This window comes from Microvirga sp. jy35 (assembly GCF_056148915.1).
On record NZ_JBWBEW010000030.1, the window covers coordinates 13,323 to 27,874 of the forward strand.

Sequence of the window (14,552 nt, forward strand, 5' to 3'; positions counted from 1 at the left end):
ATTCCCTTCCCCTCCGTTGCGCTTCGGCCGGGAATGACACAGAGAGTTTCTGAATGACCACCGAGACCTTCACCTTCACCGTCAACAAGACCGACGGGGCGGCGCGCACCGGGGAGATCCGGATGCCCCGCGGCGTCATCCGCACACCGGCCTTCATGCCGGTCGGCACCGCCGCCACCGTGAAGGCCATGTATCCCGACCAGGTGAAGGCGCTCGGCGCCGATGTGGTGCTCGGCAACACCTATCACCTCATGCTCCGCCCCGGCGCGGAACGGGTGGCCCGGCTCGGCGGGCTGCACCATTTCATGAACTGGCCCTATCCGATCCTCACCGATTCCGGCGGCTTCCAGGTCATGTCCCTGTCGGCCCTGCGCAAGATCGACGAGACCGGCGTGACCTTCCAGTCGCATATCGACGGCTCGACCCATGTGCTGACGCCGGAGCGCTCCATCGAGATCCAGGGTCTGCTCGGCTCCGACATCCAGATGCAGCTTGACGAATGCGTGAAGCTGCCGTGCCCGGACGAGGTGGCCGAGAAGGCCATGCGCCTGTCCCTGCGCTGGGCGGAGCGCTGCCGGGTCGCGTTCGGCGAGCAGCCCGGCAAGGCCATGTTCGGCATCGTCCAGGGCGGCGCAGTGGAGCGCCTGCGCATCGAGAGCGCCAGGGAACTCGCAGGCTTGGACCTCAAGGGCTATGCCATCGGCGGCCTCGCCGTCGGCGAGCCGCAGGAGGTGATGCTGCGCATGATCGAGACGGTCGAGCCGCACATGCCGAAGGAAAAACCCCGCTATCTCATGGGCGTGGGCACGCCGGACGACATCGTCGAGGCGGTGCGCCGCGGCGTCGACATGTTCGACTGCGTCATGCCCACCCGGGCCGGCCGTCACGGTCAGGTCTTCACCCGCCACGGCCGCATGAATCTGCGCAACGCCCGCTTTGCGGAGGATACGAGTCCCCTCGATCCGGAATCGAAGTGCACGGCCTCCAATACCTATTCCCGCGCCTATCTCCACCATCTCGTCCGCTCCAACGAGATTTTGGGCATGATGCTGCTGACCTGGAACAACCTGGCCTATTATCAGGAACTCATGGCCGGTCTGCGCAAGGCCATCACCGAGGGCCGCCTCGAGGATTACATCGGCGAGGTCAAGGAGGGATGGGCCAGGGGTGAGCGGGACAGCAAGGCAGAGATCGGCCAACATGCCGACAACATGGCCATGGCGTCAGAGGGATAGCCCGGCTACCGCGCTCCTCTCGGCAAATTGTTCGGGCGCCGACCGGGATTAAGGTCCCAGGCGGGGCTTTTCGATTGACCTGAGGCCCGAGACCCCCTATCTCGGGCTCGACCCTGGGAGCGCGTAGCTCAGCCGGTAGAGCATCTGACTTTTAATCAGAGGGTCCTGGGTTCGAGTCCCAGCGCGCTCACCAACAAATTCAAAGGGTTACCGGCATTTGCCCTTTGAGCGATCTTCTTCCAGGTAGCCAATAGGTAGCCAGACGCCACTTTCAGCTTCGACCGTCTTCGGCTTGCCTTGGGGAAAGCACGTCAGCCCGCACCGTGAGCGTGTCAGGGTCGGTTCTCTCCGGGGGAGGGGCATCGTCGATGATCAGCAGGCCGCCATCGCCTGCCTCAAGCCCTTCCGGGTGATCCACATGCAGCCGGTAGGGCACTTCGGCCACTGTTTCGATGCGCTCAGGAGCAATGACGCCGGAGGTCTGAAGCGGAGGTGGCTAGGAACGGGTCTCGACATCGTGAGGTGACAGCGCCGCGCCGAGTACCCAAACCTGCCGCAGATCTTTAGGGACTGCGCGACAGGCTCTGTACCGACCCCATCGACCGTTCTAGGTAATCGGACTGCCAACCGACCGTTCCGGTCACCATCTCCTCGATCTAAGGGCGTTTATGTTCCACCTGACTTTCGCACTGCCCGCCCTCTATGTGCTGGCGCGGTTCGTGTGGCCGCTTCCGTGGGCGCCGGGCGGGAAGATTGCCCTTGCCATCATCGTGCTCGTGGCCTCGCAATACCATCTCTGGAGCCGCCTTTCGTCCGGCTCGGTCTTCTCTCCCGAGTTTCCCCGTGCTCTCGTGCTGATGTTCAACTGGGCGTTTGGGGCAATCGCACTGTTGGCGGCGATGCAGATCGCCCTCGATGTGACCGCCTTGATCGTGCGGCTGGTTCGGGGCGGCGGAGCCATACCGGACAGCGTGCGCTACACGGCCGCTACGGCGGCCATGCTGCTCTCGGCCTTCGGCGTGTACCAGGCGACGCGTGTGCCGCCCCTCAAGGATCTTGAGATCGCCATCCCGGGCCTGCCGCCTCAGTTCGACGGCTACAGGCTTCTGCAACTGACCGACCTGCACATCAGCCGCCTGTTCCCCAGGGAGTGGACCCAAGCGGTGGTCGAGCGCTCCAATGCGCTCGGGGTCGACCTGATCGTGGTCACCGGCGATCTGATCGACGGCTCATTCGGCGCGCGGCGTGCCGACGTGGAACCGCTGCGCGACCTGCATGCGAAGGATGGCGTCTGGGTCATCCCCGGCAATCACGAGTACTTCTTCGGCTACCAGGAATGGATGCTCCAGTACGCCAGCCTGGGGATGCAGGCGCTCGCCAACGATCACATCGTCCTGAACCGTGATGGCCGATCGCTCGTGCTGGCCGGCGTTACCGACCTGTCAGCGCCCAGGACCCGCAACCCGGCACCGGATCTGCATGCCGCCCTCATGGGTGCACCGTCGGACGCACCGATCGTGCTGCTCGACCACCAGCCGAGGAACGCCGCGCAGGCGGCTGCATGCGGTGTGGCGCTGCAATTGTCCGGGCATACCCACGGTGGCATGATCCCAGGACTGGACCGGCTGGTCGCACGCGCCAACAACGGCTTCGTCTCGGGCCGGTACCAGGTCGGCGGCATGACGCTCTACGTCAACAACGGCACAGCGTTGTGGCCCGGCTTCGCGCTACGGCTCGGGCGCTCGTCCGAACTGACCCGCATCACCCTGCGACGCGCGTCACCGCAGGATGGTCCTCCTGCCCATGCGCCGACGAGTTCGGAGTGGGCGCCTGCTCCGGCCACCGCAGGCTGAATTCACGATGACAACGCCGTCCAGCGGAATGGCAGCTAGGGTACACTCCGGACGGGGCCGAACTTCTGCTTTGGATAGGAACATCGGACGTTCCTGCCAGTGACCAAATTTCACTACCTGACCCGATGCCGACCTTCGTTGCCGATGGGATCGACGCACGATTGAGAACTCGCCGGACAGTTCTTGATGGTATCTTGGCAAGCATCGCGATGGAGGCGAAAGGGCAATCAGTGGTGGCCTTTGGGGCCATGCCCGTGGCCTGCCGAGGCCCCATAGCCACGCAGCTCGCCATACCGGCGCACCTGCTCGGGCGTGAGGACCTCCAGAGTGGAGAGGTGGTAGCGCAAGTGCGCTCCGCGCAGAGCGCCCTGGGTCGCGCCGATTTCGGCCGTGGTGGCCTGCAGGCTTGCCGGGGTGACCACCTTGGTGTCGAACTGCCGGTCAAGGTCCGCCTCCTGCGCGATCAGGCGCTCGCCCAGCGGCACTGTCGCTGTCCTCATGGCCGCATGGAGTTCCTGTACCCGGGTGCGCTGCTCCCCAGATAGCCCGAGTTGGTCGCCGAGTTCCAGGACATGGATCGGGCCGGGGTACCCATTGAGCTCCGCTGACAGCGCCAAGCCCATGCCGCGGCCGGCACGAAGATCGGCGATCTGCTGGTCGGACAGCGCCTTGATCTGTCGTGCCTCCATGCCGGCGTAGGGCGACGGGGAAGCATGCTGGGCTTGGGCGGTGCCAACGGCAACGAGGGTTGCGGCCATCACGATCCATAGGCGGGCCATGGACGATCTCCTTCCGTAAGGATAGGGGTCAGAGCAGACGCGCGCCCTCGTATCGGGCGAAGGTTGTCCGGCCTGACGGCCCGAACAGGACCACCTCGTAGGTTTCCGGAGCCGTGCCCTCCATCTCCATGCCGGGCGATCCCATCGGCATGCCGGCAACAGCCAACCCCTTGCCCGTCGGCTTCTCGGCGAGCAGGCGCTTAATCGCGTCGGCGGGCACGTGGCCCTCGATGACATAACCGCCGATCTCGGCGGTGTGGCAGGAGGCAAGATCATTCGGCACGCCGAGGCGCACCTTCACGCGGTTGATCTCCGACGTCTCGATCACGTCCGCGGTGAAGCCAGCCTGGCGCAGGTGGTTGACCCAGCCGGTGCAGCAGCCGCAGGTCGGATCCTTGCTGACGACTATCTTGGGAAGATCCTGGGCTCGCGAGGGGCGGGAATGCGCGAGCAGGGCGCTAGCCGTGAGGCCGGCGACGAGGCTGCGGCGGGTCATGAGCATGGTGTTCATCGGATCGCCTTTCCGGCAGCCGATCAGGCTGCCTCGCGCTGCGGGTGATTGGGACAAGCATGGACCTCGACGGTCACATGCGATAGGCCTTCGATGCCTGAGAGCCGCTGCTTGTAGACTTCGGGCGAATGAGGGGCGTCCGATACGACCGCGACGATCAGGCCGGCATGGCCGGGCCCCAAGCGCCAGAGGTGGAGGTCCGTCACGCGGTCCTCGCCGACCTCGATGCGTTCGCGCACCGACCGTGCAAGCGTCTGGTCGGGGACCGCGTCGAGGAGGGTGGCGCCGGCTGTGCGGATCAGCCCCCATGACCACTGCGCGATGACGACAGCGCCCACCACGCCCATCACGGGATCGAGCCAGCTCCAGCCATAGAAGCGACCGGCAAGCAGCGCCACGATGGCGAGAACTGAGGTCAGGGCGTCGGCGAGAACGTGCAGGTAGGCGGCGCGGATGTTCGTGTCGCCGCCATGATGATGTTGATTGCCGTGCGTATGGCCGTGGTGGTGATCTTCATGGTCATGATCGTGCTTATCGCCGTGGCCATGATGATGACCGTGATCATGGCCGTGATGATGGTCACCGGCCAGCAGCCAGGCGCTGGCGAGGTTCACGGCGAGCCCGATCACCGCAACCACCGTCGCTTCGCCAAACTGGATCGGTACCGGGTTCATCAGGCGCACGAGGCTCTCGTAGCCGATGAGCAGAGCAATGAGCGCCAGGATGATCGCGCTGGAGAACGCCGCGAGCTCGCCGACCTTGCCGGTCCCGAACGAGAAGCGGGGATCGTGGGCGTGCTTGCGCGCGAAGCGATAGGCCAGCGCAGCAATGGCGAGCGCCGCGGCATGGGTCGACATGTGCCAGCCGTCGGCGACCAGCGCCATGGACCCGAAGATCGTCCCGGCGACGATCTCGGCGACCATCATCGCCGCCGTCAGCCCGACCACGAGCCAAGTGCGCCGCTCGTGGCGGTCGTGGTGTTCGCCAAGGAAGACATGCTCGTGCTGCCAATCGTGCAGGGTATGATGGTGCATCTGATCGCTCTCGTTGCTCACGACTTAGATGGAGCCTCAACTGGTTCTGGGGAGCGGCCCATGGCCGCTCCGGGTTAGGGGCGTACATCTTGGCCGACAACCGGCCATGGGGATCCTACTTGCCGTTCTTCTTGAGCCAGTCCTGCATCTCGGCGATCTCCTTCTCCTGATCGTCGATGATCTTCTGGGCCATCCGCTTCGTCTCGGGATCCTTGGCGTGCTTGAGGGCGACCTTCGCCATCTCGACGGCGCCCTGGTGGTGCGGGATCATGTGGGTGCGGAAGTCCACGTCCGGGTTGCCGGTGTAGGGCACGTGCATGTTGTGCATCATCTTCATGTCCGCCGCCTTGAAGTCCTTGGTCGAGGGCGGATCGTTCGGCGACGGCATCATGTCCTGCATCATCTTCTGCATCGCGGCCGGGTCCATGTTGCCCATGGGCATGGCGCCGGACATCTGCATGCTGCCGTGACCCTGGTGCGAGGTCTGCGCGTACGCCACGCCTGCTAGGGCGGTGATCGCGAGGGCGGCGATAGTCTTGGTGATCATCTTCATCGTTTTCTCCTTGCTGTCAGGAAAGCTCAGTTATTGACGAAGCGGGCCTGCACGGCGTGGCCGTCGGCCATAGTGGCCGAGACAACCACGCGGGCGCCCGACCCGAGCGGCTGGGCCAGGGAGCCGACGAGCTTGTTGGGCTCGGCCGGCTGGAGTTGAACGGTCGCCGTCTTGCCGCCGTCCTGCACGATGGCACGGGCGTTCTTCGTGCCTGCGGACGCGAGCGGCTTGTCGTCCGACTCGGTGAGGAAGAGGACGAGCTCGGAGCCCTTGGCGACCATCTCGACGTGGTGGCCGGCGCTGTCGACGACCGGGCCGCCGTTCGGGCCCTTCGCCATCTCGTGAGCAGCGGCTGCCAGAGGCGAGGCTGCGATGGCAAGGGCGAGGATAAGATGCTTCATGGTGTTTCTCCTTGTGTCGTGGATCAGAAGGCTTCCGCAGGGGTGAGGCCGCCGGCGCGGCCCTCACGGCTGGCCTGGATGCGTTCCAGCGGTTTGCGGCCGAAGGTCAGGAACAGGACCGGGGTGAGGAAGGTGTCGATCAGCGTCGCCGAGATCAGCCCGCCGAAGATCGTCACCGCCACCGGGTGCAGGATCTCGCGCCCGGGCTCGTCCGCCCCGATCAGGAGCGGGATGAGCGCGAGGCCGGCGGACAGGGCCGTCATCAGCACCGGTGTCAGCCGCTCCAGGCTGCCGCGGATCACAAGGTCCTTGCCGAACTGCTCGCCTTCGTAGAGCGCGAGGTTGATGTAGTGCGAGACCTTCAGGATGCCGTTGCGGGCCGAGATGCCGGCGAGCGTGATGAAGCCGATCATCGACGCGACCGAGAGCGGCTGGCCGGCGATGTTGAGGGCGATCACGCTGCCGATGAGCGCCAACGGGATGTTGCCCATGATGATCAGCGCCAAGGCTGGCGACTGGTAGCGGCTGTAGAGCACCACGAACACCATCGCGAGAGAGAGGAGGGAGAGCGCCCCGATCCGGAGCGTCGCCTCCTCCTGCGCCTGGAAGGTGCCCTCCAGGCGGGTGACGTAGCCCTGCGGCCATTGCGTCTCCCCGGTGATGCGGCGGATGTCGGCGATGATGGCCGCCATGTCGCGCTTGCCGTCGGTGTTGCCGAGGACCGCGATCCGGCGCTGGCCGTTCTCGCGCAGCACCTGGTTCGGCCCGTCCGTCTCCTGGACCGCCGCGATCATGCGCAGCGGCACGTGGCCCGTCGGCGTGGCGATCAGCAGGTCGCCCAGGCCGGTGGTGGAGCGATCCTGGTCGGACAGGCGCATCACCACGTCGAAGCGGCGGTTGCCCTCGACGATCTGCGAGACCGTGCGCCCGTTCGACATCGTCTCCAGGCCCTGGGTCACCGTCGCCGGCGTGAGGCCGTAGAGGGCGGCCTTCTCATAATCGACGTCGATGCGCAGCTGCGGGATGCGCACCTGCTTCTCGACCTGGAGATCGACGAGACCTTCCACGCCTGAGAGGCGCTCGCGCAAGCCTTCCGCCAACGTGCGCAGCGTGTCGATGTCCTCGCCGTAGATCTTGAGCGCGATCTCGGCGCGCACTCCCGAGAGCATGTGGTCGAGGCGGTGCGAGATCGGCTGTCCGACGTTGAGCGTCGCCGGCAGGACGGCCAGACGGGCGCGGATGTCGCCCATGACCTCCTCCTTCGAGCGCTCCGACCGCTTCAGGTCGACGTCGATCTCGGACGAGTGCACGCCCTCGGCGTGCTCGTCGAGCTCGGCGCGGCCCGTGCGACGCCCGACCGAGATCACCTCAGGCACGTCCTTGATCAGGCCTTCGGCCACCAACCCGAGCCGGTGGCTCTCGGCCAGAGCGATGCCGGGATTGTAGGCGAGGCTGATCGTGAGCGTGCCTTCGTTGAACGGCGGCAGGAAGGCGCGGGGCAGCAGCGTCGCCCCGTAGGCCGCCAGGCCGACGCCCAGCAGGATGGTGGTGAACAAGATCCCCCGGTGCCCGAAGGCCCAGCGCAGCAGGGCCGCGTTGCCGCGCTTGAGGTGTCGGACCACGAAGCTGTCGTGCTCGTGTCCCTTCACTCGCCCGGAGAGCAGGTAGTAGGCCAGCACCGGCGTCACGGTGATCGAGGTGACGAGCGAGGCCAGGATCGACACGATGTAGGCCACGCCCAGCGGGGCGAAGAGGCGTCCCTCGATGCCGGACAGGGCGAAGAGCGGGATGAACACCAGGATGATGATCATCGTCGCGTAGACGATGCCGGACCGCACCTCCTGGCTTGCCGCCGCGATCACCTCCAGCACCGGCCTAGGGTCGGAGAGTTCCCGGTTCTCCTTGAGCCGGCGCAGGATGTTCTCGACGTCGACCACCGCGTCGTCGACGAGCTCGCCGATGGCGATGGCCAACCCGCCCAGCGTCATGGTGTTGATGGTGAGCCCGAAGGCGTTGAAGACCAGCACCGTCACCAGGATCGAGATCGGGATCGCCGTCAGCGAGATCACGGTCGCCCGCACGTTCATCAGGAACAGGATCAGGATGATGGCGACCACGGCGGCTGCCTCCAGCAGCACCCGCTTCACGTTATCGACTGAGGTCTCGATGAAGGTGGCCTGCCGGAACTGCAGGTTCGTGGCCGACACGCCCTGCGGCAGCGTTTTCTGGATCTCGGCCAGCGCGGCCTCGATCTTGGTCGTCACGTCGACCGTGTCGGCGCCCGGCTGCTTCTGGATCGACACGATCACGGCGGGCTTGCCCTGGAAGCCGGCGTCGCCGCGCTTCACGCGCGGGGCGAAGTCGACCTGCGCGACCTGGTGCAGGAAGACCGGCTGGCCCTGCTTGTGCACCACCACGGTGTTGCGCAGGTCCTCCAGCCGTTTTGTGACACCCACGTTGCGGATGAGGTACTCGCGCCCGTGCTGGTCGACGAAGCCGCCGCCGGTGTTGGTGCCGAAGCGGGTGACGGCGGCCTCGATCTGCTCGTGCGTGACGTCGAGCGCCTGCAGGGCCGCGATGTTCGGCACGATGCGGTACTGCCGGACCTCGCCGCCAATGGGGATGACCTGGGCGACGCCCGCGATGGTGAGGAGCTGCGGCCGGATGATGAAGTCGGCGATCTCGCGCACCTCCATCGGGGAGACCGTGTCGCTGGTGACCGCGACCAGCATGATCTCGCCCATGATCGAGGTCACGGGGCCCATCTGCGGGGTGACGCCGGTTGGGAGCTGCTCGCCCACGAGCGCCAGGCGCTCGGCGACGAGCTGGCGCGAGCGGTAGATGTCCGTGCTCCAGTCGAACTCGACATAGACGATGGAGAGGCCGACACCGGAGACGGAGCGGACGCGCGTGACGCCCGGCATCCCGTTCATTGCGGTCTCCAGTGGGTAGGTGACGAGCTGCTCCACCTCTTGCGGGGCGAGGCCCTCCGCCTCGGTCATCAGGGTGACGGTGGGGCGGTTGAGGTCCGGGAACACGTCCACCGGCACCCGCGGCAGGATCCACGAGCCGTAGGCGACGAGGACGAGCGCCGCCGCGATGACGAAGAGGCGGTTCTTCAGGCTGTTGCTGACGAGGAAATTGAACATCGCCGCCTCACCGGATCTGGTTGATGAGCTCGGAGCCGCGGATCACGATCCGCTCGCCCTCGGCGACGCCGGCCCGGATGACGAGCCGGGTGGCGTCGAAGGGCTCGGTCCGCACGGGCCGTGCCTCGAATCGCTCGTGATCCGTGTGGCGCCAGACGACAGCCTCGCCGTTGGCGCCGCGCACGACTGCGTCACGCGGCATGATGATGTCCCTGACGGAGGCTCCGTTCTGCGCGAAGACCGTGACCGGCGAGCCGACCGACAGGTTGCCCGGCGGGTTCTCGATGGCGAACTGCACGACCGTGGCCTGCTGCTGGAGCGCCTTGCTGAAACCCTGGAAGGCGAGCTTCAGCGGCGTGCCGTCGACGGCGGTGGCGCTGGCGCCGGTGACCTTGGCGGGATCGATCTCGCCGTAGACGAGCGCCTCGACCCAGAGCCCCTTCGGGTCGAGGATCTGGAAGACGATGTCCTGGGAGGCGACCACCTGGCCGGGGACCACACGTGCGGCGGCGATGGTGCCGTCGATGGGGGCGCGCAGGACCTCGGACTCGATCCGCGTCTGGCGCACGATCTCGCGGCGGCGGCGCAGCCCCTCCAGCTCGATCTCGGCGTCGGTGACCTGGCTCGGCGGCGCGACGCCGCGATCCGAGAGCTGGCGCACGCGCTTGAGCTTGGTCTCGGCGACCGCGATCTCCTGCTCGATCTCGCCCACGCGCTCGGACAGCGTGGTGCGGTCGGCCTGGGGCACCGCCTGCTCGACCAGGGCGAGCACGTCACCCTTCCTGACCGCCTGCCCGATGCGGGGGAGCCCCTTCTCGGGAGCGATGATGCGCCCGCCGTTGATGCTCTGCACGAGGCCGGAGCGGTTCGGATCGGCGATGACGCGCCCGATCAGGCTCACGGCCTTCTGCGCCTCCTCCGGCTTCGTCATGGTGGTGCGCAGGTTGAGCAGGCGCTGGCTCGGCTTGGGCACGAACACCGTGCCGTCCGGCAGGCGGCGTGGGGTGTCGCCGGCGGGGAGAGCGGCCTTGGCCGCATCGGCCCCATGGTCATGTCCCTCATGGGCGAAGGCATAGGCCGTCGAGACGACGAGCACGACGAGCGCCATGCCCGCGACGGGCACCAGCCTCCTGCGGCTCCGGGCCACAAGGCCGAGCAGGAAGCCGAGCGCGAGCGCGACGCCGGCGATCACGTAGGGGGTGGCCACCTCGATGCTGCCGAGCCGCACGGTCGGGGTGTTCTGCAGGACCTGGAGCGGGGTGCCCCGCGCCGGGGCCGGAGCCGTGGCGACTGCCTTGGCGGGCAGCTGCAGGGTGCCGATCAGCAGGTCGTCGCCGCTTGGAGCGGTGACGGCGAAGATGAGCTCCAGCGGGCCTTCGCCCGCGAACTTGGGCGAGGTCACCGTGTAGGTGCCGTCGGGAGCGGCTTCGGCCTGGGCTTCCTCGTCGCCGCCGACGGTCACCGCGATCTTGGCGTCTGTCACGGGCTCGTTGGAGGCGAAGCGGTCGAGATAGATCCCAAGGCGGTCGCCGCGGAGGACGCCGACGAGCTCGTAGGCATCCGACTGGGCGGTGACCCGCGGATTGCCGGTGGTCACCGCGGCGGGCGGCGGGGCGCCGTGGTCGTGCCCCTCATGGGCGACCGCCGCGGCGGCGATGGTGGTCAGAAGGCCCAGGCCGGCCAGAATGGCCTGGATGCGGCGCAGGGCGCCGTTCGAACGGGTAAACATTGGGAGAACCCCGGGTCATGAGCACGTCGTCGGGAGCGACGCGGCGTCAGGCCGGTCGCTCGGTTACGCGATGCTGGGGGTTCGTGGCGGGCGCTTGAGGCCGTCGAGGCTCATGCCCGAGCCGTTCTGGGACGTGGGCAGGAGCGCGACCGCGATGCCCATCGGTGCGGACATGGCATCTGAGCCGATGGCCGTCATTGCGATGGCGCAGACGCTCGCACAGCAGGGCGAAGGCTTCGCGTCGGAGGCAGGATCCCCGGCGTCGACCGTGTCCAAGGCCGTGTCGGCGTGCTGATGGGCGGCACCGTCCGCATGGTTATGCGCGCCCGGGTGGGCATGCGCGGAGGAGTGGTCGTGAACAGAGGCCTGGTGCGTGTGCCCCGCCGGGGCAGCCGGTGCGCATTCCGTCGAGCCTGGGCCATGCTGGTGCATGCCCGCCATGGCGCCGCCGTGGAGCACGAACGACGCCATGGCCACGAGCATCAGGCTCGCGACGAGACGACGGAAGTGGGTCCACAGGGTGTTCAACGATTCGCTCCTGACATCAGGTAATGATCTGATGGGCAGCCGGTTTCCAAACCGTTACCTCTAGGGTCTTTGTGGCCACTGTGGGCCGCGGGGCCTGTTATGGCGGATTCGTTCGCCATGGCAAACCGGGCCTTCATCGCACCACCACCGTTCCAACCATTCCGGCCTCGCGGTGGCCAGGGATCAGGCAGGCATACTCGAACGTCCTGGCCTGGGTGAACTGCCAGCGCAGCACGCCGGAGGTCTTCGGGTTCAGGCGCTTGGCGTTCGGATCCTCGTGCGCCATGTCGGGGTGGGCGGCCATGGCCTCCGCATGCTGGCGGTTGGCCTCGACGGTGCCGATGACGAGCTCGTGGTCGAGTTCGCCGCCGTTGCGCAGGACGAACTGGACCTGCTCACCCTTGGCGACCTCGATCCGCTCCGGCGCAAAGGCCATGCCGCTGTTGGTCTCCTTCATGACGACCTGGATGACGCGGCCGCCCTTGGCGGGATCGCCGGGACGTCTGTAGGCCGCTTCGACGGCGTGGTCATGGCCGGCATGGCCCGGGTCGGCCCAGGCCACCGAAGTCGGCACAAGGGCCAGTGCCGTGGCCGCCAGTATCCTTGGAAGAACACGAATGACCGGTCTCCTTCAGTGGTGGGCGTGCACGAGGGCGTGCCCCCGCCCGCGGGCGATGAGCCAGCGGTTGAGCGGGAAGGCGAACGCACCGGCGATCACGAGGGCGACCGCAAGGCTGCCCCAGAAGAGCGGGCTCGACAGCGGCGCGTCCATGGCCCCCGGGATCACCAGCATGATGGCATTGTCGACGATCTCCATGAGGGTGATCGAGGCGGTGTCCGAGGCAAAGGCCAATCCGACCGCGGTGCCGAATGCCATCCCGCTGCGCAGCAGGGGCAGCATCGTGAGCGCGTAGCCGAACAGGAAGGCAAGCGTGACCGCCAGCGCGATGGTCGCGCCGGCGCCCCAGCCCAGGGCGGTGCCGATCACCATGCCGAGCACCTCACCGATGGCACAGCCCGTAAGGCAGTGGACGGTGGCGCTGAAGGCCACGCGGTTTAGGCTCGGGGCAGCGGCCTGTGAGCCGTGGTGACCCTGGTGATCGTGATGGGCATGGTGGTGATGAGCGTGGGTCTGCATGACGATCTCCTTAGCCGAGAGGTTGCAGGACAGGCTCGGCGTCAAAGCCGGCCTCGCGCAGGGTTCGCAGGAGTGCGGACTCGTAATGCCGTGAGACGACCCGAACGGTCCGCGCCATCAGGTCGGCCTCGACACGGGCAAACCCGTCTAAGGCGTGCAGGGCGCTGGTCAGGGCGGCGACGCAGCGGTCGCACATCATCTTTGGGATGTGGAAGAGGTTGTATGCCTGGAGGCGGTGCATGGTCCGGGTCCTTGATTGTGGCAGCCAGCGGGATCTGGCGAGGCCAGGATCCCGCCTGCGCTTATCCGAGCGCCGGAATAGACGGGGTGTAGCCGGCACCGGTGATCAGAGCCTCGACCTTGGCGACGTCTTGCGTGCCTTGGATTGAGACGAGCTTGGTGGCCGGATCCGCCTGCACGCGGGTATCTGGCAGCCCAGCCTCGATGGCCTTGGTGATCGTGCTGGCGCAGTGCCCGCAGGTCATGTCCTCGACCTTGAGGATCACGGCCGTGGGATCCCGCTCCGTGGTGGTGCTCGACTGAGCTTGGTGGGTGCTGCATCCGCACATGGTCTGAACTCCGGTTGGCGTTGACAATGTGCAGACGGTGCACCTTCCCATCATGGGAAGGTCAAGCGCCTTCTCGCAGATCATCCTCGAACCGTATGGACATTGGAATTGCCCGGGTGAAGTAGCGATCCATGCGCCTTGTCCGCGTCGCCCCTCAGATGATGGCGTCGGACTCGACAATGTGTTCCCCGCGCGGGGCGGTGACCGCCGCCTCCAGCAGAACCCTAGCTATGTGCTCGTGCGGCACGATGCGATAGCGGCGGGGTAGAAGCGGTTCGGCCAGTCGCAAGACCCGCATGGCCGCGAACTCCGCGGGCCGGAACTCGTCCCGGTCGCCACCGATCAGGGCAGGACGCACGATGGTCAAGGATGGGAACTCCACAGCCCGAAGCGCCTCCTCCACCTCGCCTTTGACCCGGTTGTAGAAGAAGCGTGATCCGGGATCGGCTCCTGTTGCTGAGTTCAGGGCAAAAGCTTGCGCACCGTGCTGCCGGGCGAGCCGCGCGACGGCGAGTGGGTAGTCGTAGTCAACCCGGCGGAAGGCCTCCTGCGAGCCTGCCTTGCGGATCGTGGTTCCCTAGGTGCAGATCACGCTGTCTACGGCCCACCACGGCGCATCGGCCGGCAGGTGCTCGAAATCAACCAGTGGGTTTTCGAGTTTCGGATGGGGCGGCAGTTCGCGCCGGGTCGGGGCGACGATCCGGTCCACGCGGGTATCACTCTGCGCCTGCCGCAGGACTGCCCCGCCGACCAGGCCTGTCGCTCCGACGAGCATCACTGTCGTCATTCTGGTTGCCCTGCCTCCGTGACCCTTGCGAATTGTATTTCAATCCCCATATCAGGTTTACCCCAGCGGACATCGTATGTGGACTTCGAAGCGACGGGCGTCACCGCCAGCTTCGATGAGATCGTGCACGGACGGATGTACTCCGGTTCGGTCTGTTCCTGCGCTTGCCTGACAATGCGAGCGCCCGTCTGGTAGCCGATCAGCCCAGGCCCGTAGTGCGCGAGGCAGAGATGCGAAGGCATCCTGTCCGTTCGCCCCGGAGCCTGGGCTTTTTCATTTCGGCAAT

17 protein-coding genes and 1 tRNA gene are annotated in these 14,552 nt (G+C 66.7%); 3 read left to right on the top strand and 15 right to left on the bottom strand.

The features are described from left to right. Positions 1-53 precede the first annotated feature (53 nt). Complete coding sequence (gene tgt / locus AC0QTX_RS19205) at positions 54-1,235, top strand: tRNA guanosine(34) transglycosylase Tgt (RefSeq protein ID WP_474605423.1); 1,182 nt, start codon at positions 54-56, stop codon at positions 1,233-1,235. A gap of 117 nt (positions 1,236-1,352) precedes the next feature. Then, positions 1,353-1,428 (top strand) — tRNA-Lys (locus AC0QTX_RS19210). Between the two features lie 78 nt (positions 1,429-1,506). Here AC0QTX_RS19210 and AC0QTX_RS19215 read toward each other — a convergent pair. After that, positions 1,507-1,680 carry a hypothetical protein gene (locus AC0QTX_RS19215; RefSeq protein ID WP_474605424.1) on the bottom strand — a complete coding sequence of 58 codons (174 nt, stop codon included), beginning with the start codon at positions 1,678-1,680 and terminating at the stop codon, positions 1,507-1,509. Between the two features lie 223 nt (positions 1,681-1,903). Here AC0QTX_RS19215 and AC0QTX_RS19220 point away from each other — a divergent pair, with 223 nt between their 5' ends. Continuing rightward, on the top strand, positions 1,904-3,088 hold the full coding sequence (locus tag AC0QTX_RS19220; protein WP_474605425.1) for a metallophosphoesterase: 1,185 nt from the start codon (positions 1,904-1,906) through the stop codon (positions 3,086-3,088). 227 nt (positions 3,089-3,315) lie between these two features. Here AC0QTX_RS19220 and AC0QTX_RS19225 read toward each other — a convergent pair whose 3' ends face one another. From AC0QTX_RS19225 to AC0QTX_RS19290, 14 genes are all read right to left on the bottom strand, one after another. Further along, the gene (locus AC0QTX_RS19225) at positions 3,316-3,867 is read right to left on the bottom strand and encodes a Spy/CpxP family protein refolding chaperone (protein ID WP_474605426.1); all 552 of its coding nucleotides are present in this window, start codon (positions 3,865-3,867) and stop codon (positions 3,316-3,318) included. Positions 3,868-3,895: 28 nt separating this feature from the next. Continuing rightward, positions 3,896-4,378, bottom strand: a complete 483-nt coding sequence (locus AC0QTX_RS19230; protein WP_474605427.1) for a DUF411 domain-containing protein — start codon at positions 4,376-4,378, stop codon at positions 3,896-3,898. 23 nt (positions 4,379-4,401) lie between these two features. Next, entirely contained in the window at positions 4,402-5,412 is a 1,011-nt protein-coding gene (gene dmeF / locus AC0QTX_RS19235) for a CDF family Co(II)/Ni(II) efflux transporter DmeF (protein WP_474605428.1), read from the bottom strand. Positions 5,413-5,527: 115 nt separating this feature from the next. Next, positions 5,528-5,965 carry a CopM family metallochaperone gene (gene copM, locus AC0QTX_RS19240; protein ID WP_474605429.1) on the bottom strand — a complete coding sequence of 146 codons (438 nt, stop codon included), beginning with the start codon at positions 5,963-5,965 and terminating at the stop codon, positions 5,528-5,530. Between the two features lie 26 nt (positions 5,966-5,991). Continuing rightward, positions 5,992-6,366 (bottom strand): hypothetical protein, encoded by a 375-nt coding sequence (locus AC0QTX_RS19245; RefSeq protein ID WP_474605430.1) that lies wholly within the window; start codon positions 6,364-6,366, stop codon positions 5,992-5,994. A gap of 23 nt (positions 6,367-6,389) precedes the next feature. Next, positions 6,390-9,515 (bottom strand): efflux RND transporter permease subunit, encoded by a 3,126-nt coding sequence (locus tag AC0QTX_RS19250; protein WP_474605431.1) that lies wholly within the window; start codon positions 9,513-9,515, stop codon positions 6,390-6,392. Positions 9,516-9,522: 7 nt separating this feature from the next. Continuing rightward, entirely contained in the window at positions 9,523-11,244 is a 1,722-nt protein-coding gene (locus tag AC0QTX_RS19255; protein WP_474605432.1) for an efflux RND transporter periplasmic adaptor subunit, read from the bottom strand. A 63-nt stretch (positions 11,245-11,307) separates the two neighbouring features. After that, entirely contained in the window at positions 11,308-11,772 is a 465-nt protein-coding gene (locus AC0QTX_RS19260) for a hypothetical protein (RefSeq protein WP_474605433.1), read from the bottom strand. A 133-nt stretch (positions 11,773-11,905) separates the two neighbouring features. Then, positions 11,906-12,334, bottom strand: coding sequence for a cupredoxin domain-containing protein (locus AC0QTX_RS19265; protein WP_474605434.1), 429 nt, complete (start codon positions 12,332-12,334; stop codon positions 11,906-11,908). Positions 12,335-12,403: 69 nt separating this feature from the next. Continuing rightward, complete coding sequence (locus AC0QTX_RS19270; protein ID WP_474605435.1) at positions 12,404-12,910, bottom strand: DUF4396 domain-containing protein; 507 nt, start codon at positions 12,908-12,910, stop codon at positions 12,404-12,406. 10 nt (positions 12,911-12,920) lie between these two features. Continuing rightward, on the bottom strand, positions 12,921-13,151 hold the full coding sequence (locus AC0QTX_RS19275) for a heavy-metal-associated domain-containing protein (protein WP_474605436.1): 231 nt from the start codon (positions 13,149-13,151) through the stop codon (positions 12,921-12,923). Between the two features lie 61 nt (positions 13,152-13,212). Continuing rightward, positions 13,213-13,479, bottom strand: a complete 267-nt coding sequence (locus tag AC0QTX_RS19280) for a heavy-metal-associated domain-containing protein (RefSeq protein ID WP_474605437.1) — start codon at positions 13,477-13,479, stop codon at positions 13,213-13,215. A gap of 154 nt (positions 13,480-13,633) precedes the next feature. Continuing rightward, positions 13,634-13,861 (bottom strand): hypothetical protein, encoded by a 228-nt coding sequence (locus AC0QTX_RS19285; protein WP_474605438.1) that lies wholly within the window; start codon positions 13,859-13,861, stop codon positions 13,634-13,636. Between the two features lie 195 nt (positions 13,862-14,056). Continuing rightward, on the bottom strand, positions 14,057-14,266 hold the full coding sequence (locus AC0QTX_RS19290) for a hypothetical protein (protein WP_474605439.1): 210 nt from the start codon (positions 14,264-14,266) through the stop codon (positions 14,057-14,059). Positions 14,267-14,552 lie beyond the last annotated feature (286 nt).